Source organism: Sphaerisporangium sp. NPDC005289 (genome assembly GCF_040607455.1).
GTDB lineage: Bacteria > Actinomycetota > Actinomycetes > Streptosporangiales > Streptosporangiaceae > Sphaerisporangium > Sphaerisporangium rhizosphaerae.
The window spans coordinates 277726-300313 of record NZ_JBEXGS010000010.1 but is presented as its reverse complement, the minus strand read 5'-3'; the positions used below and the strand labels follow the sequence as shown (position 1 = coordinate 300313).

The following is a 22588-nucleotide window of genomic DNA, read 5'->3' as shown; positions in this document are numbered from 1 at the left end:
GGGTTGTTGGACAGGTGGAAGGTGGCGGTGGTGGGGTCGTAGGCGCTGGGGGTGTCGACGCCGTCGCCGTCCCAGTCGCCGATGATGGGGATCATCGGGCTGTTGCCGTACCTGATGACCGGCCGGGTGTTGGTGTTGGAGTCGAAACTGTCGGACAGGGTGAAGTCCAGCACCCCGTAGTCGACCGGGTCCGGAGGCGCCTGGGAGGCCACGATGGCATCGACGATGATCTTCGCGTCGCCGGCCTGCGGCTGGTAGCGGTCCGGGTACGCCGACACCTGCACGGCCTGGCAGATCTCGCCGATCGGCGCGGTCAGCCACTTCTCGTCCGGGTACTTCGACTGCATCTTCTTGAGGAAGGCGTTGGTGGCCCAGTCCGGGTTCAGCCGCTCGGCCCTGGTCCCCCAGGAGGCCCGCTGCTGGAACAGCCCGAGGCTGTCGTGGTCGAGCTCCTCGCTGATGTTGTCGATGCTCGACTCGACGATCGTCGTGGTGATGGCGATGACGGCGGCCCTGAGGTTCAGCCCGCGGTCGCGCACGGCCTTGACCACCATCCGCGCGCAGGAGACGCGGTAGGCCGACATGTACCCCTTCATTTTGGCCTTCAGCGAGCCGTTGAGCTGCGTCGCGAGGGCGGAGTCGGTGGAGGTGGTGCCGTTCGCGTCGCACGCGGCGACGGCTCGGAGCGCGCCGACGTCACTGGCCTTCGCGCTGGGCGCCGGGGTGGGACCGGCCATGGCGGCGGGCGCGATCAGCAGGCTGCAGGTCAGCGCCATGGCGGTGATTCCGGCGAGCCGGAGGGCGCCACGGGCGGGACGCGAGGGGGATGCACTCATCGGATGCCTCATTTCGGGACAGATTCGATCTGGCTCCGAAAGAGTGCGACCGTGCGCTCCAATACCGCTGTAAATCCGTTGTAGGCCGCTCTACAGAACGACGTCCTCCTGCGCGGAACCGGTTCTCCGCCGCGGAGTGAGCTCCGCGTGTTCGCGGGAGCCGTACGCCCGGAAGATCTCGACCGCCTCCGCCCGTACGGCCTCGGCCGCCGCGTACTGTCCCAGCTCCTCGTGCAGCAGGGCCAGGTCACGCAGGGTCCGCGCGCGGAACAGAGGAAGGCCCAGCTCCTCCCACTGCCGCACCGACTCCTTCAGGCAACTCTCCGCCTCCTGGAGGCACCCGACGGCGAGGTGGAGCTCTCCCAGCGTGCGCAAGGTGATCGCCTCGCCCCACCGGTCGCGCAGGGCCCGCATGTCGGCGAGGATGCCGTCCAGCGCGGGCAGCGCCTCGTCGCACCTGCCCTGCCGGAGCCACGCTTTGGCGCGCGTGCGTAACGCGTAGCACTCCAGCAGCCGTTCGCCCATGTCGCCGAAGATGTGCGCCGCCTGTTCGCTCAGCCGCTCCGCTTCGGCGTACTGTTCCCTGGCCAGGTGGTGCAGGGCCATGGTGCGCAGGGTCAGCGCCTCACCTCGCCGGCTGCCCGATCGTCTGTACAGCGTGAACGCGTCGTCCAGGTCGTTCCAGGCATGATCGAGGTCGCCCTGTTCCAGCCTGACCGACCCCGCCAGCCGCTGCACGTGGGCGAGAGCGGCCTCGTCGCCCTCGTCGCGCCACATCCCCTGAGCGCTGTCGAGATAGTGAAGCGCCTCGGGCAGGTGCCCCTGTTCGCGGCAGACGACGCCCATGCCCGTGAGGATGGCGCACTCTCCCCGCAGGTCCCCGGCGGCGCGGAACATCGCGAGCGCCTTGCCGAAGTACTCCTTCGCCTCGGCGTAGCGGTCCTGCTCGTATCGCAGCTGGCCCAGCTCCGCGAGCAGCGTCGCCTGCCCGGCGGTGTTCCCCCTGCGCCGCGCGACGGCCAGGGCGGCGTCGTGCGTGCGGCTCCAGGCCGTGAACTGGTTCTCCACGGCGAAGGCGGAATGGCACAGCGCGGAGGCCAGTTCGACCGCGGCCTCGTCGAGGTCCAGCCCCGCCGCCAGTTCGACGCCGACGACCAGCGGCTCCTCCTCGATGCGGAACCACGTGTGGGGCGCCGCCAGGACGGCCCGCGCGGCCTGCGGATCGATGGGCACGGCGAGCCGGTAGGACTCGCGCACCGCGATCGTTCCCGACGGTTCGACGGCGCGCACCTTCGACAGCAGCCAGAGCCAGCCGCCGAGCACCCTGGTCACCGCGCCGACGCGCTCCGGTGGCGGGTCCTCGGCCTCGGCGCGCTCGCGGGCGAACAGCCGGATGAGATCGTGCAGCCGGTAGCGCACCTGACCGATCGCGTCGACGCCCTCGACCTCGACCAGCGAGGCGTCCACCAGCTGTTCCAGTTCCCGCTCGGCCTCGTCGAGGCTCGACCCGGTGGCGGCCGCCGCGACCCAGGCGGGAAAGTGCGGAAGGCCGAGCAGGCCGAGGTACCGCAACGCCCTGCGGACCGAGCCGGTCAGCAGTTCGTAGCTCAGGGCGATGCCGGCGCGGACCTCCTGGTCGCCCACGGCGAGCTCGTCGAGCCGGCGCCGCTCATCGGCGAGGCGGTCGGCCATGAGTTTCACCGACCACTGCCGGCGCGAGGCGAGCCTGGCTCCGGCGATGCGGATGGCCAGGGGCAGGTACCCGCACTGCCGTACGATCATCCGCGACGGTCCGGGCTCCGCGGTGACGCGTTCGGCGCCGGCGACGTGGGAGAGCAGGGCGAGCGCCGCGTCGACGGTCAGCGTGCCGAGCTCCGTCGGCAGGGCGCCGGCGAGGCTCGGAAGCTTGTTGCGCGAGGTGATCAGCACGGCGCATCCCGCCGAGCCGGGCAGCAGCGGGCGGACCTGGCGTTCGGTGGCCGCGTCGTCGAGCACCACCAGCATGCGGCGGCCGGAGAGCAGGCTGCGATAGCGGTTGACCCGCTCCTCCAGGGTCGGCGGAAGCTCCGGCGCGGGCGTGCCCAGTTCGCGCAGGAGGCGGCCCAGGACCTCCTCGGGCGTCGCCGGCAGCTCGGTGGTGCCGCGCAGCTCGGCGTAGAGCTGGCCGTCCGGGTAGCGCTCGGCGACGTCGTGGGCGACCCGTAACGCGAGGGTCGACTTGCCGGTGCCGCCGGCGCCGAGGATCACGCAGACCGGCATGGCGGACGGCCGGGTCAGAGCCGCCCGCAACAGGACCGTCTCCTCGGTCCGGCCGGTGAAGTCGGGGATGACGGGAGGCAGCTGGTACGGCCTGCCCCTCTCGGGAGCGCCCCTCTCAGAAGTGCCCCTCTCGGGAGCGGCCCTCTCAGGAGAGGCCATTCCGGTACCGGCCGCTTCGGGAGTGGCCCTCTCGATACCGCTCCTTCCGGTCGGGAACCTGGCGAAACCGGTGCTGCCGGTACCGGCCCGCTCGGGAGTGGCCCCGGTGGCACCGGACCTTTCGGGCCCGGCTCCGCCGGGGCCGGGCCTGCCGGGCGTTCCGCTCGCCGCCCCCGAGCCCGTGGGCGCGGAGGTTGCCGGCGGGCGCGTCCGGGAGCGGTGCCCGGGTGACAGGCGCGGATCCCCTCGCAGGATGCCCTCGTGCAACCGCCGCAGCTCGGGGCCGGGATCGATGCCGAGCTCCTCGGCGAGGACCTCCACGCCCTGCCGGTAGACCGCGAGCGCGTCCCCCCGCCGCCCGAGGTGGTTCAGGGTCGCCATGAGGTCATGGCGAAGGCGTTCGTGGGTGGGATGGCGTGCCACCAGGGCGGTCAGCTCTCCGATCACTTGCTCGTGCAGGCCGATCTCGAGGTCGGCGGCGATGCGCTCCTCGGTCACGGTGAGCCGCAGCTCGTCCAGGCGCCGGGCCTCGGCGAGCAGGAAGGAGTCGCCCATCCCGCCGAGGGCGGGACCGCGCCACAGCGCGAGGGCGGCGCGGAACCGCTCGGCCGCCTCCTCGTGCCGCCCCTCGGTGGCCGCGCGGCGTCCTTGGGCGACGAGCGTCTCGAACGCGGAACGGTCGACGGCGCCGGCGGGGACGTCGGCCAGGTAACCCGCCTGATGGGACACGATGACGGGGGGCATGTCCGCGCGCTCGAACGATCGTCGCAGCGACGAGATGTAGGTCTGCAACACCGCCCGGGCGGTCTCCGGGGGCTCCGCGCCCCAGATGGCGTCGATGAGCCGTTCGGCCCCGACCACGTGGCCCTCGTCGATGAGCAGCGCGGTGAGCAGGGTTCGCGGCTTCGCCCCCCCGAGCGGCACCTGACGGCCACCGTTCCAGACCTCTATGGGACCGAGGAGCCGGAACTCCATGGATTCCTCCAGCGACGACCTCCCGGGGGCACCGAACACGTGAACCGTGGACGGCCTTCGTCCAACGCAACGGTTCGACACGATTGGGGAGTTCCCCCTGACCGTTACCCGCCTCGCGGTGGGAGCCAGCGTAGATCATCCCGTACGTGACCGACAGGGCCGGCGATCCCGGCGACGGCGTCCACAGGGGGGAGGGGAGGGGCGAGGGTGGGCGGCCCGGGCGCTCGGGGGCCGTCCACCCGTCGTGTGACGGTCAGGGGGAGGTGCAGGTGAGGGCCGAGGGGACGCTGTTGACGCCCGTCCAGCTGCCGTTGAAGCCGAAGGTGGTCGAGGCGCCGGCACCCAGGTCGCCGTTGTAGCTCGCGTTTCTGACCGTCACGGCGCCGCCGCTCTGGCTCACGGTTCCGTTCCACAGTTGGGTGACCGTCTGGCCGTTGGCGAAGGTCCACCTCACCGTCCAGCCGCTGAGCGAAGCGGTGCCGTTGTTCCTGACGGTGACCTCGGCGCCGAAACCGCCCTGCCAGGAGTTCGTGACGCGGTAGGTGGCCGCGCAGCCGCCGGGCGGAGGGGGCGAGGGGGTGGTCGGCGCGGTGGGGGTCGGCGTGACCGGCGGCGACGGAGTGGTCGGCGGAGTGGGGGTCGGGGTGACGGGGGGCGTCGGGGTGGCGCCGTTGAGCAGGGCGGCCAGGGGCGGGTACCACTTGTTCGCCATCTTCTGGTCGCCGGTGGCATTGGGGTGCACCCCGTCCCCGGTGTCGCTGGAGGTGCTGAACCCGGTCCACTGGTCGACGACCACGATCGGCGACTGGGTGGTGCTCTTGGACTGCGCCCACCCGGGGATGGCGGAGTTCAGCGCGACGACGCGCTGGGCGCACTCGGGGCAGGAGCCCGGGTTCATCGGGATGATCTGCGCGACGAGGATCTTCATGTTCGGGTTGCTCGCGCGCATCTGGTCGACCAGCTTGCCGTACGCGGCCAGGGTCGTACTGGTCGCGCGGTTGCTCCACACGTCGTTGGTGCCGAAGTGCATCAGCACGACGTCGGGCCGGGTCGCCGAGAGCCAGCCGGGGAGTTGGTTCTGGTCGGCGACGGTGGTGACCAGCGCGCCGCCGTGGCCCTCGTTGTCGCCGTCGTAGCTCACCCCGCATCCCTGGGGCGGCAGGGTGCCCACCATGTCCACGCTGTAGCCGCCCTGCACCAGCTTGTTGTACAGCAGGGCGCGCCAGCAGCCGGGGGAGCCGGTGATGGAGTCGCCCAGCGGCATTATCCGCACGGTGGCGGCGCGGGCCGGCGGCACGAGCGCGAGCGCCGTGTACGCCAGGACCCCGATCATCGCCGCCATCATCGCCAGGAGTGCGCGTCTGGTCGCCATGCTCCACCTCCGCCTCGTCCGCGTGGCGATGGTATGGAGGCGGCGTCCCCGCTAGGAAGGAGGTGGCCTGCTTAACCGGTTCGACCTGCGATGACATGGCGCCCGGCGGTGAAAGTTACAAAGGACGGGCTCTGACTCCGCATGGCGTTCCCTCACCGGGGACGGTCGCCGTCACAGCCAGCGTTCGCGGGCGGCGTGCCAGGCCAGTTGCATGCGGGTCTGGACGCCGGCCGCCTCCATGATGCCCGAGACGCGCCGCTGGACGGTGCGCTGGCTGATGCCGAGCTGGCTGGCGATCGACTTGTCGGGCACGCCCGCCACCAGCAGCGACAGCAGGTAGAGGTCGTCAGGGTCGAGAGGGCAGGGCGCCGTCTCGGCGTCCAGCGACAGGGCGCCGCCGTCCATGACGCTCAACGGCGTCGCGCGGTCCCACTGGCTCTCGAACAGGGCGAGCAGCGCGTCGAGCAGGGTGCCGCCGCGGATCAAAGCCGCGGTGGGCTCGGACAGGCCCGGCCGCTGGACGAGCGTGAGCAGGCCGATGCGGCGGTCGGCGACGGTCAGCCGCACGGGGAGCCGCGGGATGGCGCGGGACCGCTCGCCCAGCTTGATCGCCTGGGCGACGTCGGCCTGCATGCCGGGCTCCTCCAGCAGCGCGCGTTCGTAGATGACGCGGTAGGTCACGCCGCGGGCGAGCGCGGACGGCTCGGCGTCGTTCTGGGCGGCGGTCATCGCGACCGGGCCGGCCAGGCAGAAGCCCAGGATCTCCTCCCGGGCGTTGTCCTGCATGTGCAGCAGGTGCTCGCGCATCGCGGCCCGGTTGGGCAGCACCTCGATGAGCTGGGCGGCGTCCCTGCGGCGGACGTTGGCGCGGTACTCCTCCGACAGCTCCTCCACTGAGCGGCGCGCCCAGTCCAGCGACTGCTGGCGCCGCAGCAGCGACGCGCCGAGCGCGATGTCGGGCGCGACGGCGGCGAACCGTCCGGGGGAGACCTCCCGGACCAGGCCCTTGGCGGCCATCGACCGCAGCGCTTCTCCCACCTGTTCGGGGCCGAGCCGGGTGTGCCGCCCGAGTTCCCCGACCTCCGCCTCGGCGGCCGAGACCAGCAGCCGATACGTCAGTTCCTCCACGGAGTTCAGCCCAACCGGCTCCAGCATGTCCCCATCATGACACCCGAAATAGGGATATTCGGCCACATACAACCTCACTTTGCCGCGTTCCGGCAGGTGAGGGCCGCGTCCGGACTACGGCGCGCTCCGCTCGTCAGTCTCGTTCTCAGCCTCCTTCTCGGTGTTGTCGATGTCCTCCATGTCCTGTGCGGCGGAAGGATCGGGCGCGTCGACCGGGCGCAGCCGCTCCCACACCAGGAAGACGGCGCCGACGATGATCATGCCCACGCCGGTCCAGAGGTTGATGCGGACTCCCTCGGCCTTGCGCACCGCCTCCGCGCCGTCCAGCAGTCCGACGACGGTGAGGATGGCGCCGTAGATGAGGAACAGGCCGCCGATGATGCGGCGGATGTCGAAGAGCCGGGCGACGCGCTTGCGGTCGCTCTCGTCGTTCACAGCAGGTCTCCGATCGGGGACGAAACGGTCGTCTGCCCGGCCGTCGCCGGGATGGTGGTCGGGCGGTCCGGTGGCGGAGCAGCGGATCGGTTCGGCAACGGCATGGGTCAGATGAACGGGATGTAGAGGGCGGCGCCCAGGATCACCGCGCCGATGCCCAGCACCACCGGCGAGCGGTACCAGGCCGTGTCACCGGCCAGCGCGTCGTCGGCGATCGAGGCGTCGCTGAGCCCGTACACCAGGCCGCGCAGCTCGCTCTCGGGCTTGGGGGTGGTGAGCAGCGTGACCACGATCGAGACCACCGCGTCCACTACGAACGCGGTGCCGGCGCCCCAGAAGGTGGCGTTCAGCTCGGTGCCGAAGTCCAGCACACCCGCCTTGAACAGGATGTAGGACGCGAAGGCGGCGAGCGTGCCGGTCAGCAGGCCCCAGAAACCGGCCCACGCGGTCATCCGCTTCCAGAACAGCCCGATGATGAAGGTCGCGAACAGCGGCGCGTTGAAGAAGGAGAACAGCGTCTGCAGGTAGTTCATGATGTTGCTGAACCCTGCCGCGATCAGCGCGGTGCCGATGCCGAGCACGACGCCGCCCACGGTGGCCAGGCGCCCGAGCTTGAGGTAGTACTCATCGGGCTTGTCCTTCTTCACGTGCGAGCGCCAGATGTCGTAGGTGAAGACGGTGTTGAAGCCGCTGATGTTGGCCGCCATGCCGGCCATGAACGAGGCCAGCAGGCCGGTGACCGCGATGCCGAGCACGCCGTTCGGCAGCAGGTCGCCCATCAGGAGCGGGATCGCGTAGTTGTACTGCGGGCCGCCGGGCTTGCCGAGATCGCTGAACAGCACCAGCGCCACCAGGCCGGGGATGATGGTCACGGCCGGGATCATCAGCTTGGGGTAGGCCGCGACGATCGGGGTGAGCCGCGCCGCCCGCGTGTTGCGCGCCGACAGCCCGCGCTGCACCTCGGCGAAGTTCGTCGTCCAGTAGCCGAACGACAGCACGAAACCGAGGCCGAGGACGATGCCGATCCAGTGCGCCCCGAGCGGGTTGGCGTCGGCCGACCCGGTGTTCGCCCAGGCGTGCAGACCGGGTTCGCCCAGCGCCGACCGCCGCACCTTGTCCGCCAGCCCGGAGAAGCCGCCCACCTTGATCAGGCCGAGGACGGTGACCGGGATGAGGCCGGCGAGGATGACGAAGAACTGCATGACCTCGTTGTAAATGGCCGACGACAGTCCGCCCAGCACGACGTAGGCGAGCACGATGGCCGCCGAGACCACGATCGACAGCATCAGCGGCCAGCCGAGCAGCGCGCCCATCACCAGCGCGAGCGCGTACAGGTTGATCCCCGCGATGAGGATCTGCGCCACGGCGAAGGTGATCGCGTTGAGCAGTTGCGTCTGGCCGTTGAAGCGGCGGCGCAGGAAGTCCGGGACGCTGTGCACCTTCGACCGGTAGTAGAACGGCATCATCACGATGCCGAGGAACACCATCGCCGGGACGGCGCCGATCCAGTAGTAGTGCACGGTGGCGACGCCGTACTGCACGCCGTTGGCGGCCATGCCCAGGATCTCGGTGGCGCCGAGGTTGGCCGACAGGAACGCCAGGCCGGTGATCCAGGCGGGGAGGGACCTGCCGGACAGGAAGAAGTCCAGGCTGGTCTTGATGGCCCGGCGCGCGGCGAAGCCGATGCCGAGGACGGTGACGAAGTACAGCGCGAGGATGAGGTAGTCAAGAGGGTTGACGTCCAGCCGCAGATCCTGCGCCGCGAGAGTCAGGTGATGAGGCACCATCGCCCGTTACCCGGAAATTTCATGGTTTCACCTGCTGCTTCGTGCCACTTGTGAGATCCGCCGGTGGCCGTGGCTTTGCCGCACCCCGGTCGTCGTCCCGGTCGTCCCTGGTCGTCCCGCGGGCCTGCCTCCGCCAGGCGCGCGGGCCCGTCCCCGTCGGCCGGCGGGGTCGCCGCCGGCCGCTTTCCCGCCCTGCCGCCGAGGGTTCCCGCCGGGCCGGCGCACGCCCGCGCCTGCCGGAGAATGTTTGAGCGCCAAACTATTGACGCCCTGGCACGGGTTGTGTGAACCTTCGGCGGAGGCTGTCAGGAGCCTCATCGGTACCATGCACGCTGGAGGTCGACGGTCAGGGTCCCACCTGATCGTGCATGGCGGTAGACCGCGTTCTCGAAGCGTTTCGAGGCGATCCGAAGGGAACCGTTCATGCGCAAGAAGCTCCTCAGCATGCTCGCGATGGCGCTCGCCGCCAGCTTCCTCGCGGGTGTGCAGGCGCCGCCGTCGGCGGCCGCCGCGTCCGAGCCCTACACCTTCAAGAACGTCCAGATCGGTGGCGGCGGGTTCGTCCCCGGCATCGTCTTCAACCAGAGCCAGAAGGACCTGATCTACGCGCGCACCGACATCGGCGGCGCCTACCGGTGGAACGCGTCGTCCCAGACGTGGACCCCGCTGCTCGACTGGGTCGGGTTCGACAACTGGGGCTACAACGGCGTGGTCAGCATCGCCACCGACGCCGTGGACCCCAACAAGGTCTACGCCGCCGCCGGCATGTACACCAACTCCTGGGACCCCAACAACGGCGCCATCCTGCGCTCCAGCGACAAGGGCGCCACCTGGCAGGCTTCGCCGCTGCCGTTCAAGCTGGGGGGCAACATGCCCGGCCGCGGCATGGGAGAGCGGCTGGCCATCGACCCCAACAAGAACAGCGTCCTGTACTTCGGGGCGCCGAGCGGGAACGGCCTGTGGCGCAGCACCGACTCCGGGGCCACCTGGGCCAAGGTGACCAACTTCCCCAACGCCGGCAACTATGTGGCCAGCCCCGGTGACGCCTACAACGGCGACAACCAGGGCGTCGTGTGGGTGACCTTCGACAAGCGCACCGGCAGCTCGGGCAGCGCGACCCAGACCATCTACGTCGGGGTCGCCGACAAGAGCAACACCGTCTACCGCACCACCAACGGCGGGACGAGCTGGGAGCGGGTCTCCGGCCAGCCGACCGGCTACATCGCGCACAAGGGCGTGCTGGACACGACCAACGGCTATCTCTACATCGCCACGAGCGACACCGGCGGACCGTACGACGGTGCCAAGGGCGAGGTGTGGCGGTACACGACCGCTACGGGGGCGTGGACCCAGATCAGCCCCATTCCGTCCAGCAGCTCCGACGACTACTTCGGCTACAGCGGCCTGTCGGTCGACCGCCAGCACCCGGGCACGCTGATGGTGGCCACGCAGGTCTCCTGGTGGCCGGACGTGATCTTCTTCCGCAGCACCGACTCCGGCGCCACCTGGACGCGCGTATGGGACTTCACCAGCTATCCCGACCGCTCGTTCCGCTACAAGATGGACATCTCCGCCACGCCGTGGCTGACCTTCGGCACCAACCCGGCCCCGCCCGAGGTCACCCCCAAGCTGGGGTGGATGACCGAGTCGCTGGAGATCGACCCGTTCAACTCCGACCGCATGATGTACGGCACGGGCGCGACCATCTACGGCACCACCGACCTCACCAAGTGGGACACCGGCGGGCAGTTCACCATCAAGCCCACGGTCATCGGGCTGGAGGAGACCGCGGTGCTGGACCTGATCAGCCCGCCGTCCGGCGCGCCCCTGGTCAGCGGTCTCGGCGACATCGGCGGGTTCCGGCACAACGACCTGACCAAGGTCCCGTCGATGATGTTCACCCAGCCCGTCTTCACCAGCACCAGGAGCCTCGACTACGCCGAGACCAACCCGAGCATCATGGTGAGGGCCGGCGACTTCACCGACTCCGACCGGCCCAACGACAGCCACGTGGCCTTCTCCACCGACGGCGGGGCCAACTGGTTCCAGGGCACCGAACCCGGTGGCGTCAACAACGGCGGCACGGTCGCGGCGGCCGCCGACGGCAGCCGGTTCGTCTGGGCGCCCGGTGACTCCGGTCAGCCGGTCGTCTACTCCGTCGGCTACGGCAACAGCTGGAGCCAGTCCTCCGGCGCGCCGGCCAACGCGGTCGTCGAGTCCGACCGGGTCAACAAGAACAAGTTCTACGCCTTCGCCAACGGGGGCTTCTACGTGAGCACCAACGGTGGCGCGGCCTTCACCAAGACCGCGGCCGGCGGCCTGCCTTCCACGGGCGTGAAGTTCAAGGCGCTGCCCGGCACGGAGGGCGACATCTGGCTGGCCGGCGGCACCGGGGGCCTGTGGCACTCCACCGACTCCGGCGCCTCCTTCACCAAGGTGAGCGGCGTGACCGAGGCGACCAACATCGGCTTCGGCAAGGCGGCGCCCGGGAAGACCTACCAGGCGCTCTACCTCGCCGGACGGGTCGACGGCGTCTACGGCGTCTACCGGTCCGACGACACCGCCGGCACCTGGATCCGCGTCAATGACGACCAGCACCAGTACGGCAACATCGGCGAGGCCCTGACCGGCGACCCCCGCGTCTACGGCCGCGTCTACATCGGCACCAACGGCCGCGGCATCATCTACGGCGACCGCGACGGCAGCAGCACCCCTGACACGACGGCTCCGTCGAAGCCGGGGACGCCGACGGCGTCGGCGGTGACCTCTTCGGGGGCGACGCTGTCGTGGACGGCCTCGACCGACAACGTCGGGGTGAGCGGGTATGACGTGTACCGGGAGGCGGGGACGACGGATGTGAAGGTGGGGACGGCGACGAGCAATACCTTCACGCTGTCGGGCCTGAGCGCGAGTACGTCCTACACCTTCTACGTGGTGGCGCGTGACGCGGCGGGCAACAGTTCCACCGCCTCCAGCCCGGTCACCTTCACCACCACCTCCGGCGGCACCCCTGACACGACGGCTCCGTCGAAGCCGGGGACGCCGACGGCGTCGGCGGTGACCTCTTCGGGGGCGACGCTGTCGTGGACGGCCTCGACCGACAACGTCGGGGTGAGCGGGTATGACGTGTACCGGGAGGCGGGGACGACGGATGTGAAGGTGGGGACGGCGACGAGCAATACCTTCACGCTGTCCGGCCTGAGCGCGAGTACGTCCTACACCTTCTACGTGGTGGCGCGTGACGCGGCGGGCAACAGTTCCACCGCCTCCAGCCCGGTCACCTTCACCACCACCTCCGGCGGCGGCAACAGTGGCTGCACGGCGACCTACGCGGTAACCAACTCCTGGCCGGGCGGCTTCCAGGGCGAGGTCACCGTCAAGAACACCGGCACCGCCGCCATCACCGGCTGGACGGTGAAGTGGGCCTTCGCCAACGGCCAGACCATCACCCAGCTCTGGAACGGCACCCTCACCCAGAGCGGCGCCAACGTCACGGTGAAGAACGTCTCCTACAACGGCAACCTCGCGGCGGGCGCCTCCACCACCTTCGGCTTCGGCGCCTCCTCTACGGGCACCAACGCCGTCCCGTCGCCGGTCACCTGCACCGCCGGCTGATCTCGGCCACCGGCCCGGCGGACACCCGCCGCCGGGCCCATCGGCGACACCGGCTCGACGGGCCACCCGCGCCGCCGGCCGGCCGAGACCCGGCCGGCCGGCGTGGTGGCGGACGCGGGCCCGGCGCCCTCCAGGCGCCGGGCCCGCTTCGCCGTCCGTGGAGGTCGGTCCGTGGAGATTGGTCCGCGGAGATCGGTCCGCAGAGATCGGTCCGTGGAGATCGGTACGCGGAGGTCAGTACGCGGAGGTCAGTACGCGGAGACGTAGGTGACCATCGAGGCGCTCTCCACCGCCCGGCCGCCCTCGTAGCAGGCGACGTCGCGCACCGTCACCTCGTTGCCGTAGGTCCCCCAGCGGGCGAGGAGGTTGCAGAAGGCGGGCCCTCGTCCGTACGCGGTGACCTGGACGTCGTCGGGGAGCACGCCGACCTTGTGGAAGGTCACCAGGCGCAGCCCGAACCCGGCGGTCTGGATCTCGTTGAAGGACCCCACCGAGTTGAAGGTGACACCGGCCGGCACCGGCGTGTACGGACCGGGGTTGGCCGGGTCGTTGTCGAAGGTGTAGGCGAAGTTCCTGGGCGGGATCGCCCCGCCGGTGACGGCGCGTTCGTTGTGGTAGGTCAGCGTCCAGCCGGTGTTGAGCGGGGCGTCCACCGCGTCGAAGCAGCGCACCGAGATCTTCTGCCCGCTCGACGACGGCGACCACGTGCTCACCTTGCAGTGGGCCGGCACGCTGGAGTCGACCGCGGTCACCTGGATGTTCCCCGAGGCGCGCGCGGGGCCGAGCCCGTTCAACATGACCGTCCACACGCCCGGCGACAGCGACGGCACGACGGTGTTGGCGCTGCCCGTGGAGTTGTAGGAGGCGGCGAGGCCCGAGCCGTCCCAGTACAGATAGCCCAGCGCCGCCGGCGACGGCAGGGGCCCGGTGCTGGAGGCGTAGGTGATGGCGAACGGCGTGAACATCGGCCTGCCGCCGTAGGTGTAGCACCGGACCGCCACCATCTCGTCGGTGCCCACCGCCCCGTACTTCTCGATCTGGCACCACACGGCGGTCTGGCCCATCGCGGTGACGTGGGCGACGCCGGGATCGACGCGGGAGGGGGAGACGCCGATGCCGGGGAACCGCACGAACACCTCGCCGATCACACCGGGACTGACCGTGACGGTCGATCCGGCGGACCAGCTTCCCGCCTGGTGGGTCGGATCGGGGGTTCCCGAGGTGGTGTCCACGAAGGCGAAACCCCACTTGTCGGGGACCGCGGCCTGCGCGCCGGTGGCCGCCGCGGTGAGCCCGCCCGTGAGCATGGCGGTGAGCATGGCGGTGATGGACAGTAATCGGGCGAGAACCTTCCGTGGTCGACGCATGTCGTCCTCCGTTCACTCCAGAGCCGGCGGATCAAGAACGCGGCGCCGGCGGCCCCGGCGCGGGTGATCGGAACGGTGCGTGGAAATCACACCGTGTCCAGCGCTCTTGATAACCCGGCCGCCCCTCGTTGAGAAGACCCAACATCGGTGGTGGCGAGGCCCGTCTCGGGGTAGGGGGACATCGGCCGGTCCTTGTCGGAGGCGACCGGCCGACCGAAAACCGGCGAGGCCGCCGGGGTGGAGTCAGGGTCGTCTCCGCCTGGAGGCGGACCACGAGTTCGACCTGCGGATGAGGCAGGTGGCGGAGCATCGCCCCTATTCTGGACACGGATACGGGGTCGGACAGGGGGTAGAAGTGGCCGTGACCGACGACAGGCGCGGCGACGCCACGAAGAACGCCCGCCGTGAAGGTTTCAGGGGCCGGCTGGACGGCGTGCGCTCCACCCGCACCGGCCGCCTCACGTTGAAGATCGTCGTCGGTGTGGTGGGGGCCGCGCTGGTGATCGGCGGCCTGCTGCTGGTGCCGCTGCCGGGCCCGGGGTGGCTGATCGTCTTCGCCGGCCTGGCCGTGCTCGCCACCGAGTTCGAGTGGGCCCACCGGCTGCTGCAGTTCGCCAAGCGCACCCTGGAGAGCTGGACCGACTGGCTCAAACGGCAGAACTGGCCGGTCCGCATCCTGGTCGGCGCCGTGACGCTCGCGACCGCCGCCGTCATCGTCTGGGCCATGCTCAAACTCAGCCTCGGCATCGACCTGATCCAACAGGCCCGCCAGTTCGTCACCTGACCCCTGCTCCATCGCGCCGGGGGCGTCGCTCTGTGCCGGATTGTCACCGGGGTGAGAACCCGACCTATGAGAAATGCGTACAGAAGCATAGGAACGCGGTGAAATTGGAGTAACGTCCGCATCTGGAGATCTTGCCCGGACCCGAGGGGTGAAGGTGAGCGCTGTCCAGAGACGGGACCCGGTCCTTGCTCCGTCGAGGAGCCGCGCGTCGACCAGGAGCCTCGCTCCGTCGCGAGGACCTGCTGTGCTCAAAAGGTGCGCTTCGTCCAGGAGCCCTGCCTCGTCGGAAGGGCCGCCTTGTCGAAGGGGCCCGCTTTCCGGGGACGCCCGGCTCGCGGGAGAAGGCCGGCTCGTCCAGGAGAACAGGTGAGCACCGCCCAGAGACGCGGGTGAGCGCCTTCGCCGCCCCGGCGCCGCCGCGGATGCCCGGCGCGTTCGCCGACGTCATCCGCGACCATCTCCCCGAACTGGCCGAGGAGATGCTGGGTGAGATTCAGGCCAGCGTGCCCGAGTACTCCCGGCCCGGCGACCAGACCTACGTCTCGGCCGTGCGGCGCGCGGTGGAGGAGGCCCTGCGGCTGTTCCTCGCCAGGGGCTCCGGCCCCGGCGACGGCTCCGGCCCGGGCCGGGTGGCCGAGGTCTTCCGCGCGATCGGCAAGGGCGAGGCGAACGAGGGCCGGCCGCTGGACTCCCTCCAGGCGGCCCTGCGCATCTGCGCCCGCGTGGCATGGCGCCGCCTGGCGCTGTCGTCGGAGACGCCGAGTTTGTCGCGCGAGGGGCTGTGCGCGGCCGGCGAGGCGATTCTGGTCTACCTGGACGAGATCGCGGCGGCGGCCGCCGAGGGGTACGCGCAGGCGCAGATCAGGGTCGCCGGAGAACTGGAGCTGCGCCGGCGGCGCCTGCTCGACCTGCTGGTCTCCGACCCTCCGGCCGACCCGCGCGCCGTCGACGATCTGGCCAGGGCGGTGGGCTGGCCGGTGCCCAGGACCGTCACCGGGGTCGCCCTGGCCCCCAGGGCGGCGGGCCACGGGCATCGACCGGCGGCTCCCGCGGGACCCGACGGCGTCGGGGCCGTGGCGGGGGCGATCGGGGGGCTGCCGGTGAGGCCCGCGCTGCCGCCCGACGTGCTTTTCGATCTCGACCGATCCGACCCGTTCCTCCTCGTGCCGGACCCCGATGGGCCGGGCCGCACCGCCATGCTGGACGGCGGCCTGCGGGACTGGACGGTCGTCATCGGCCCGCCGGTGCCGGTGCGGGAGGCGGCGCAGTCGCTGCGGCTGGCCCGCGAGGCGCTGGACCTGGTGCGCCGCGGCGTGCTGCCGTCCGGCCGGGTGGTCCGCTGCGCCGACCACCTGGCCACGCTGATCATCCTCAAGGACGAGGCGCTGGTCAGGGTCATGCGCCGCACGCGGCTGGCCCCGCTCCGCGCGCTGCGCCCGGCCCAGCGCGACCGCGTCGCCGAGACGCTGCTGGCGTGGCTGCAGTGCGGCCACAACGCCAACGAGGTGGCGGCCCGCCTGCACGTGCATCCGCAGACCGTGCGCTACCGCCTGCGGCAGGCCACCGAACTCTTCAGCGACCAGCTCACCTCTCCCGACGACCGTTTCGAGCTGGAAATAGCGTTGCGCGCCCGGGCCCTGGCCGCGCCGTCCACATCGCAAGCCATGCGCTGAGACCCGGGGAGAACGCGGCGGAAAAACGCGTCCGGGGCATGTGGTGAGTTCTTCTCGGCCTGCCCGATACGCGGTTTTGTCATCCACGTGACAGCCTGACGGGTGCGTTTCATCGCCACGGACAAGTCGTCCGGACCCTTTTCGATTTACTTTTCTGCCATTCACCCGAAACGCCCGCTCAATGGGTGGGAAGGCGGGAAAGTCATGCGTTTTCGAGCCGTCCTCTCGGTGCTGGCCGGCGCTGTGCTGATCACCTCAGCCCTCACCGGCACCGCGCGGGCCGAGACCTCGCCGCAGGGGGCGAACGACTGGGCCTGCCGGCCGGCCTCGGCCCATCCGCGCCCGGTGGTCCTGGTCCACGGCACCTTCGCGAACATGGCCGTCAACTGGCCGGCGATCTCGCCGGTGCTCAGGCGGGCCGGGTACTGCGTCTTCGCGCTGGACTACGGCGGCACGCCGGGGGCGCTCATCCAGGGCACCGGCGACATCGCCCGCTCCGCGCAGCAGCTCTCGGCCTTCGTCGACCGCGTGCTCGCGGCCACCGGGGCGCAGCGGGTCGACATCGTGGGGCACTCCCAGGGCGGCATGATGCCGCGCCACTACCTGAAGTTCCTCGGGGGAGCGGCCAAGGTGCGCAAGCTGGTCGGCATCGCGCCGTCCAACCACGGCACCACACTCAGCGGTCTGGTGACTCTGGGCAACCTGCTCGGCCTGACCGGGCCGATCACCGACGCCTGCCCCGCGTGCGGTCAGCAGATGGCCGGCTCGGCGTTCCTGGCGGCCCTGAACTCCGGGGGCGAGACCGTTCCCGGGGTGGAGTACGCCGTGATCGCCACGCGCTACGACGAGGTGGTCACGCCCTACGGTTCGGGCTACCTCAGCGGCCCGGGCGTGCGCAACGTGCTGTTGCAGGAGGTCTGCCCGCTGGACTTCAGCGCCCATCTCGGCGTCATCCTCGACCCCGTGGTGCAGCGGCTGGTGCTGGACGAGCTCGGGGCGCCGCGCGGGCGGATCAACTGCCTCAACCCCCTCGGCTGAGGCACCTCAAGTCCGGCCTCGCCGAGCGCGGCGAGGCCAGGCTCCAGATACAGACCGGGCTACAGATGCAGGCCGGGCTACAGATACAGGCCGGTGCCCTGCTCGGACTGCTGGGTGGCGATGGCGTGCAGGTCGCGCTCGCGCATGACCAGGTAGACCTGGCCGTGGACCTCGACCTCGTATTGGTCCTCGGCGTTGAACAGCACCTTGTCGCCCACCTTCACCAGGCGGGCGCTCGCGCCGACGCCGCACACCTCGCCCCAGATGAGGCGGTTGGCCATCTTGACGGTGGCCGGGATGACGATGCCCGCCGAGCTTCGGCGCTCCTCGGACTCCGGCTCGACCTTGACCATGACGCGATCATGGAGCATCTGGATCTCGAACTTCGGGTCAGCCACATCTGAAGCTTATTCGGCCCGGGCGTGAACGGTGACCCACAGTGCGGACCGACTCCAGGGAGCGCTCCCCCTCCGGTGATCGGTAAGGTGACCGCAGGAGGCACCATGAACCAGGATTTCAGCGGCTGGCAGTGGACCAACGAGCCCGCGAAGTGGTCGGCGGACCCGGCGGACGGCGTACTGCGGGTGACCGCGGACGCCCGCACCGACCTGTGGCGGGTCACGCACTACGGGTACAGCTATGACACCGGCCACGTCTTCGGCACGCCCGTCGCCGGGGACGTTCGCGTCGTCGCCACGTTCGCCGCCGACTACGCCGAGCAGTACGACCAGGCGGGCGCCGCGCTGCGCGTCGACGAGGAGAACTGGGTCAAGGCGGGCGTCGAGTATGTTGACGGGCGCCTCCACGTCGGCGCCGTGGTGACCAGGGGATTCTCCGACTGGTCGGTCACGCCGCTGGCCGGCCCCGTCGAGGCGGTGACGGTCGAGTTGGTCCGCGAGGGCGACACCGTGATCGTGCGGTACGGCGTCGACGGCGGCGAGCCCACCATCCTGCTGCGCCTGGCGTACTTCCCGCCGGGCGTCCCCGCGCTGGCGGGCGTCATGTGCGCCGCGCCCGAGGGCCAGGGCTTCGAGACCCGCTTCACCTCGGTGTCCGTCGCCTGAGACCTCGGGGCCCATCTGCCGGTGAGGTCCGCCCGTGCCTGGACAGCGGCCGTAACCCGGATTTAACCCGCTTTGTTCGGTCTTTCATGGCCAACCTGCCCAAGTGTCAGCCCGTACCATGTATATCGTGGTCTTCTGTGATGGCTTGGGAGTGACCGCCGGGTTTGCCGGATGAGTCACCGTGTGCGGCCCGTCGGGACGCCCGTGCCGGGCCGTCGGCGAGGGGAGGTGGCACCGTGACGGACGAGGCCCCGCGCTTGCGGGCGATCCTGGACACCACGGTGCCCAACCAGGCCCGCATCGCCAACTACTTCCTCGGCGGCAAGGACAACTTCGCCGCCGACCGTGAGGCCGCGGAGCAGATCCTGGCGGTCGCGCCGGAGATCCGCGTCATGGCGCGCGAGAGCCAGGCCTTCCACGCCCGCACGGTGCGGTACATGGTGGAGCAGGGCGTCACCCAGTTCCTCAACATCGGCGCCGGCATCCCGTCCGAGCACAACACCCACCAGATCGCCCGCTCGCTGGCCCCCGAGGCCCGGGTCGTGTACGTCTCCAACGACCCCGTGGTGCTCTCGCACTCCCGCGCGCTGCTGGCCACCGACGCGAAGACCGGGGTGGTGGAGGGCGACATCATGCACCCCGCCGAGCTCATGGCCGACGCCGGGCTGCGACGGGTGATCGACGTCTCGCGGCCGGTGGGCATCGTGGTGCTCAGCTCGCTGCAGTTCATCCCCGACGAGGACGACCCGTACAAGCGGGTGGCCGAGCTGCGGGACCTGCTCGCGGCGGGCAGCCATCTCATGATCGTGCACGCGGTGTTCGACTCCCGGCCCGAGGTGGCGCCGCCGATCGTGGACGTCTACCGGCGGGTTTTCGGCCGCATCGAGGACGCCTCACGCAGGCGCGCCGAGGTCATGGGCTTCTTCGACGGGTTCGAGATGGTCGAGCCGGGTCTGGTGTACATCCGCGCCTGGCGCCCGGACAACCCGCTCAACGTCCACAATCCGGACAAGGCGTGGCTGGTCGGCGGCGTCGGCAGGAAACCGGCCCCCTGACCCTGGCCCCGGACGCACCGGTAGGGGATGGACGTCCCGAACAGTGATCGATCAGCGGCCGGCCGGTGATCGACCGCACGGACGCGGTCCCTTACTGTGAGGTGCGTTTCCATGGTGAAAGGTCCGTGATTTGAGGTTCGCCCCCTTTGCTCGTCTGTCCCGTCCGCTCCGATGGGGGGCACGCTTCCTCACCGCCGTCCTCGTGCTCGCCCTCGTCCTGGCCGGCGCGGGCCTGTGGACGGTGCGGCGGTCCTTCCCCCAGGTCGACGGCGAGCTGCGGCTTCCCGGCCTGAGCGCGCGCGTCACGGTCGTCCGCGACGCCCACGGCATCCCGCAGATCTACGCGAGCACCCCGCGCGACCTGTTCATGGCCCAGGGATACGTCCACGCCCAGGACCGGTTCTGGGAGATGGACTTCCGGCGCAAGACCACCGCCGGCCGGCTGTCGGAGCTGTTCGGCCCCTCCACGCTGGAGGTGGACAAGGTGGTGCGCACCCTCGGCTGGCGGCGCACGGCCGAGCGGGAGCTGCCGCTGCTCGACCCGCGCACCCGCCAGGCGCTCGCCGACTACGCGGACGGGGTGAACGCCTGGATGCGGGCGAACGACGGCTTCGCCGCCAGGAGCCTGGAATACGCCGTGCTCAAGCTCACCAACGGCTCCTACGCCCCCGAGCCGTGGAGCCCCGCGGACTCGCTGGCCTGGCTGAAGGCGATGGCCTGGGATCTGCGCTCCAACATGGACGACGAGCTGGAGCGGGCCCTGGACGCCTCCGTCCTCCCCGTCGAGCGGGTGGACCAGCTCTTCCCGGGCTATCCCTTCGACCGGCACCAGCCCATCGTCACCACGGGCGCCGTCCACGACGGACGCTTCACCACCGCCCCGGCGGGCACGCCCGGCGGGAAGGCCGGCTCCAGGGCGGCGGGGCGGTCGGCGAAGCCCGTGTCGGCTCCGGCGCGGGTGCTGGCCGACGTGGCGCGCACGCTGCGGGCCGTGCCCTCCCCGCTCGGGACCGGCGGCGCCGACCGCGCCGGCATCGGCTCCAACTCCTGGGTCGTGGGCGGCGCGCACACCGGCACCGGCAAGCCGCTGCTGGCGAACGACCCGCACCTCGGGCCGCGCATCCCCTCCATCTGGTACCAGGCCGGCCTGCACTGCCGGGTGAAGTCGGCCGCGTGCCCCTACGACGTCGTCGGGTACACCTTCTCGGGCATGCCCGGGGTCGTCATCGGCCACAACGACCGGGTCGCCTGGGGGTTCACCAACCTCGGCCCCGACGTCACCGATCTGTACCTGGAGCGCACCAAGGGCGACACCTACCAGGCGGGGGACTCCTGGCGGCCCATGGAGACCCGCACCGAGGAGATCAAGGTCGCCGGGCGCCCCGCCGAGCGGTTGACCGTCCGGTCCACCCGGCACGGCCCGATCATCTCCGGGGTGCTCGGCGGCGCCACGAACGCCCTGCCGGGGGCCGCCGCCAGGGCCGAGGAGGGGGCGCCCGCCGGCGGCCGGCCGGAAAAGGACGGCAGACTCGCGGCCGCCGGGCACGACCTGGAGATCGCCCTGAGATGGACCGCTCTGGACCCTGGACGCACGGCCGACGCCCTGCTGCTGCTGGACACCGCGACCGACTTCGCGCACTTCCGCACGGCCGCGTCCTTCTTCGAGGCCCCCGCCCAGAACATGATCTACGCCGACGTCGACGGCAACATCGGCTACCAGGCGCCCGGGCGCATCCCCGTCCGGGAGGCGGGCGACGGCCGGTGGCCCGCGCGGGGCTGGACCGGTAAGGAGGAGTGGAAGGGGTTCATCCCCTTCGAGGAGCTTCCCATGGCCTACAACCCGCCCGAGGGCTTCATCGCCACCGCCAACAACGCCGCGACCGGCCCCTCCTACAGCCGCTTCCTCACCTCCGACTGGTCCTACGGCTACCGTTCGCAGCGCATCATCGAGCGCATCAGGCAGGCGACGGCCAAGGGAAAGATCACCTCGGCCGGCATGGCGGACATCCAGATGGACTCGGCCAACGGCCTGGCGCCCGTCCTGGTGCCGCACCTGCTGCGGGCCGGCGCGAAGGTGCCCGAGGCGCGGGAGCTGCTCGCGGGATGGGACTTCTCCCAAGGCCGCGACTCCGCGCCCGCCGCCTACTTCAACGCCGTCTGGCGCCACCTGCTCCAGCGCACCTTCGACGACGACCTGCCGGAGGGCGGCCGGCCCGGCGGCGGCGACCGCTGGTACGAGGTCGTGCGTCCCCTGCTCGACCGTCCCGGCGACCCGTGGTGGGACGACGTGCGGACCAAGGACAGGACCGAGACGCGGGACGACATGCTCGTGGCCGCCATGGGCGACGCCGCCGGGGAGCTTCGCGCCAAGCTGGGCGACTCACCCCGCGACTGGCGGTGGGGCGACCTGCACACCCTGGAGCTGACCAACGAGACGTTCGGCACCTCCGGCATCGGTCCCGTCGAGTGGCTGTTCAACCGGGGGCCGCTGCGGCTCGGCGGCGGCAAGGACGCCGTCGACGCCACGGGTTGGAACGCCACCACGGGCTACCAGGTGGACTGGGTGCCGTCCATGCGGATGGTCGTCGACCTGGCCGACCTGGACCGCTCGCGCTGGTCGAACCTCACCGGCGCCTCCGGGCACGCCTTCCACCGCAACTACGACGACCAGGCGCAGCTGTGGGCCGACGGCGCCACCACTCCCATGCGCCAGACCGAACGCGCCGTCCGCGCGGACGCCGCCGACACCCTCACCCTGACGCCCTGAGACCCCGGCGGATCAGCCGCCCTGGACGCGGACGCGGATGCGCCGGCAGGTGGCGCAGCGCTGGGTGACCACGTGGCCGATCGCCTCGACGGTGATCCACTGATGACGCAGGTGGATCTGCGAGGTGAGACCGGCCAGGACGCGGGTCACGCCCGCGCCGAGGCCGGGGGAGCCCTCCGTCTCAGGATGCTCGCTCGCCGGGCGGGGCGCCGAGCCGTCGAGGTGCCGCGATGTCCGGGCGGGTGAGCCTTCGTGCTGCACTGAGGACATGTCC

Annotated in this window: 16 protein-coding genes; 7 read left to right on the top strand and 9 right to left on the bottom strand. The window is 70.9% G+C overall.

Annotated elements, in window-relative coordinates:
* The 6 genes from ABZT47_RS20035 to ABZT47_RS20010 form a co-directional block, all read right to left on the bottom strand.
* Positions 1 to 836, bottom strand: an 836-nt coding sequence (locus ABZT47_RS20035; protein WP_354843857.1) for a hypothetical protein, incomplete at its 3' end; no start/stop codon positions are given.
* A 90-nt stretch (positions 837 to 926) separates the two neighbouring features.
* Complete coding sequence (locus ABZT47_RS20030; protein ID WP_354843854.1) at positions 927 to 4229, bottom strand: BTAD domain-containing putative transcriptional regulator; 3303 nt, start codon at positions 4227 to 4229, stop codon at positions 927 to 929.
* Positions 4230 to 4482: 253 nt separating this feature from the next.
* Positions 4483 to 5601, bottom strand: coding sequence for a cellulose binding domain-containing protein (locus tag ABZT47_RS20025; RefSeq protein WP_354843852.1), 1119 nt, complete (start codon positions 5599 to 5601; stop codon positions 4483 to 4485).
* Positions 5602 to 5772: 171 nt separating this feature from the next.
* Positions 5773 to 6756: a LuxR C-terminal-related transcriptional regulator gene (locus ABZT47_RS20020; protein ID WP_354843850.1), complete on the bottom strand. Its 984-nt coding sequence runs from the start codon at positions 6754 to 6756 to the stop codon at positions 5773 to 5775.
* A gap of 87 nt (positions 6757 to 6843) precedes the next feature.
* A complete protein-coding gene (locus ABZT47_RS20015) occupies positions 6844 to 7164 on the bottom strand; it encodes a hypothetical protein (RefSeq protein WP_354843847.1) in 321 nt (106 codons plus the stop codon).
* Positions 7165 to 7271: 107 nt separating this feature from the next.
* Complete coding sequence (locus ABZT47_RS20010) at positions 7272 to 8948, bottom strand: sodium:solute symporter family protein (protein WP_354843844.1); 1677 nt, start codon at positions 8946 to 8948, stop codon at positions 7272 to 7274.
* Positions 8949 to 9404: 456 nt separating this feature from the next.
* On the opposite strand from ABZT47_RS20010, the gene ABZT47_RS20005 reads away from it, so the two are divergent.
* Positions 9405 to 12566, top strand: a complete 3162-nt coding sequence (locus ABZT47_RS20005) for a cellulose binding domain-containing protein (protein ID WP_354843890.1) — start codon at positions 9405 to 9407, stop codon at positions 12564 to 12566.
* A 248-nt stretch (positions 12567 to 12814) separates the two neighbouring features.
* Here the strand turns inward: ABZT47_RS20005 and ABZT47_RS20000 are convergent, their stop codons facing one another.
* The gene (locus ABZT47_RS20000; protein WP_354843842.1) at positions 12815 to 13933 is read right to left on the bottom strand and encodes a hypothetical protein; all 1119 of its coding nucleotides are present in this window, start codon (positions 13931 to 13933) and stop codon (positions 12815 to 12817) included.
* A 361-nt stretch (positions 13934 to 14294) separates the two neighbouring features.
* Here ABZT47_RS20000 and ABZT47_RS19995 point away from each other — a divergent pair, with 361 nt between their 5' ends.
* From ABZT47_RS19995 to ABZT47_RS19985, 3 genes are all read left to right on the top strand, one after another.
* Complete coding sequence (locus ABZT47_RS19995) at positions 14295 to 14717, top strand: TIGR02611 family protein (RefSeq protein ID WP_354843839.1); 423 nt, start codon at positions 14295 to 14297, stop codon at positions 14715 to 14717.
* Between the two features lie 389 nt (positions 14718 to 15106).
* Positions 15107 to 16390 carry a helix-turn-helix domain-containing protein gene (locus ABZT47_RS19990; RefSeq protein ID WP_354843836.1) on the top strand — a complete coding sequence of 428 codons (1284 nt, stop codon included), beginning with the start codon at positions 15107 to 15109 and terminating at the stop codon, positions 16388 to 16390.
* A 204-nt stretch (positions 16391 to 16594) separates the two neighbouring features.
* Positions 16595 to 17428, top strand: a complete 834-nt coding sequence (locus ABZT47_RS19985) for an alpha/beta fold hydrolase (RefSeq protein ID WP_354843834.1) — start codon at positions 16595 to 16597, stop codon at positions 17426 to 17428.
* 77 nt (positions 17429 to 17505) lie between these two features.
* Here ABZT47_RS19985 and ABZT47_RS19980 read toward each other — a convergent pair whose 3' ends face one another.
* The gene (locus tag ABZT47_RS19980; protein ID WP_354843831.1) at positions 17506 to 17826 is read right to left on the bottom strand and encodes a co-chaperone GroES; all 321 of its coding nucleotides are present in this window, start codon (positions 17824 to 17826) and stop codon (positions 17506 to 17508) included.
* Positions 17827 to 17931: 105 nt separating this feature from the next.
* Between ABZT47_RS19980 and ABZT47_RS19975 the strand changes: the two genes are divergently transcribed.
* From ABZT47_RS19975 to ABZT47_RS19965, 3 genes are all read left to right on the top strand, one after another.
* Entirely contained in the window at positions 17932 to 18492 is a 561-nt protein-coding gene (locus tag ABZT47_RS19975; RefSeq protein WP_354843828.1) for a DUF1349 domain-containing protein, read from the top strand.
* Between the two features lie 236 nt (positions 18493 to 18728).
* Positions 18729 to 19547, top strand: a complete 819-nt coding sequence (locus ABZT47_RS19970; RefSeq protein WP_354843825.1) for an SAM-dependent methyltransferase — start codon at positions 18729 to 18731, stop codon at positions 19545 to 19547.
* Positions 19548 to 19749: 202 nt separating this feature from the next.
* Positions 19750 to 22314: a penicillin acylase family protein gene (locus tag ABZT47_RS19965; protein WP_354843822.1), complete on the top strand. Its 2565-nt coding sequence runs from the start codon at positions 19750 to 19752 to the stop codon at positions 22312 to 22314.
* A gap of 12 nt (positions 22315 to 22326) precedes the next feature.
* On the opposite strand, the gene ABZT47_RS19960 is transcribed toward ABZT47_RS19965, so the two are convergent.
* A complete protein-coding gene (locus ABZT47_RS19960; protein WP_354843819.1) occupies positions 22327 to 22584 on the bottom strand; it encodes a hypothetical protein in 258 nt (85 codons plus the stop codon).
* Positions 22585 to 22588 lie beyond the last annotated feature (4 nt).

Bases quoted from the DNA above. Each gene is read 5' to 3' on its own strand.
- ABZT47_RS20030 (WP_354843854.1), bottom strand. From the start codon at position 4,229: ATGGAGTTCCGGCTCCTCGGTCCCATAGAGGTCTGGAACGGTGGCCGT.
- ABZT47_RS20025 (WP_354843852.1), bottom strand. From the start codon at position 5,601: ATGGCGACCAGACGCGCACTCCTGGCGATGATGGCGGCGATGATCGGG.
- ABZT47_RS20020 (WP_354843850.1), bottom strand. From the start codon at position 6,756: ATGCTGGAGCCGGTTGGGCTGAACTCCGTGGAGGAACTGACGTATCGG.
- ABZT47_RS20005 (WP_354843890.1), top strand. From the start codon at position 9,405: ATGGCGCTCGCCGCCAGCTTCCTCGCGGGTGTGCAGGCGCCGCCGTCG.
- ABZT47_RS20000 (WP_354843842.1), bottom strand. From the start codon at position 13,933: ATGCGTCGACCACGGAAGGTTCTCGCCCGATTACTGTCCATCACCGCC.
- ABZT47_RS19985 (WP_354843834.1), top strand. From the start codon at position 16,595: ATGCGTTTTCGAGCCGTCCTCTCGGTGCTGGCCGGCGCTGTGCTGATC.
- ABZT47_RS19975 (WP_354843828.1), top strand. From the start codon at position 17,932: ATGAACCAGGATTTCAGCGGCTGGCAGTGGACCAACGAGCCCGCGAAG.
- ABZT47_RS19960 (WP_354843819.1), bottom strand. From the start codon at position 22,584: ATGTCCTCAGTGCAGCACGAAGGCTCACCCGCCCGGACATCGCGGCAC.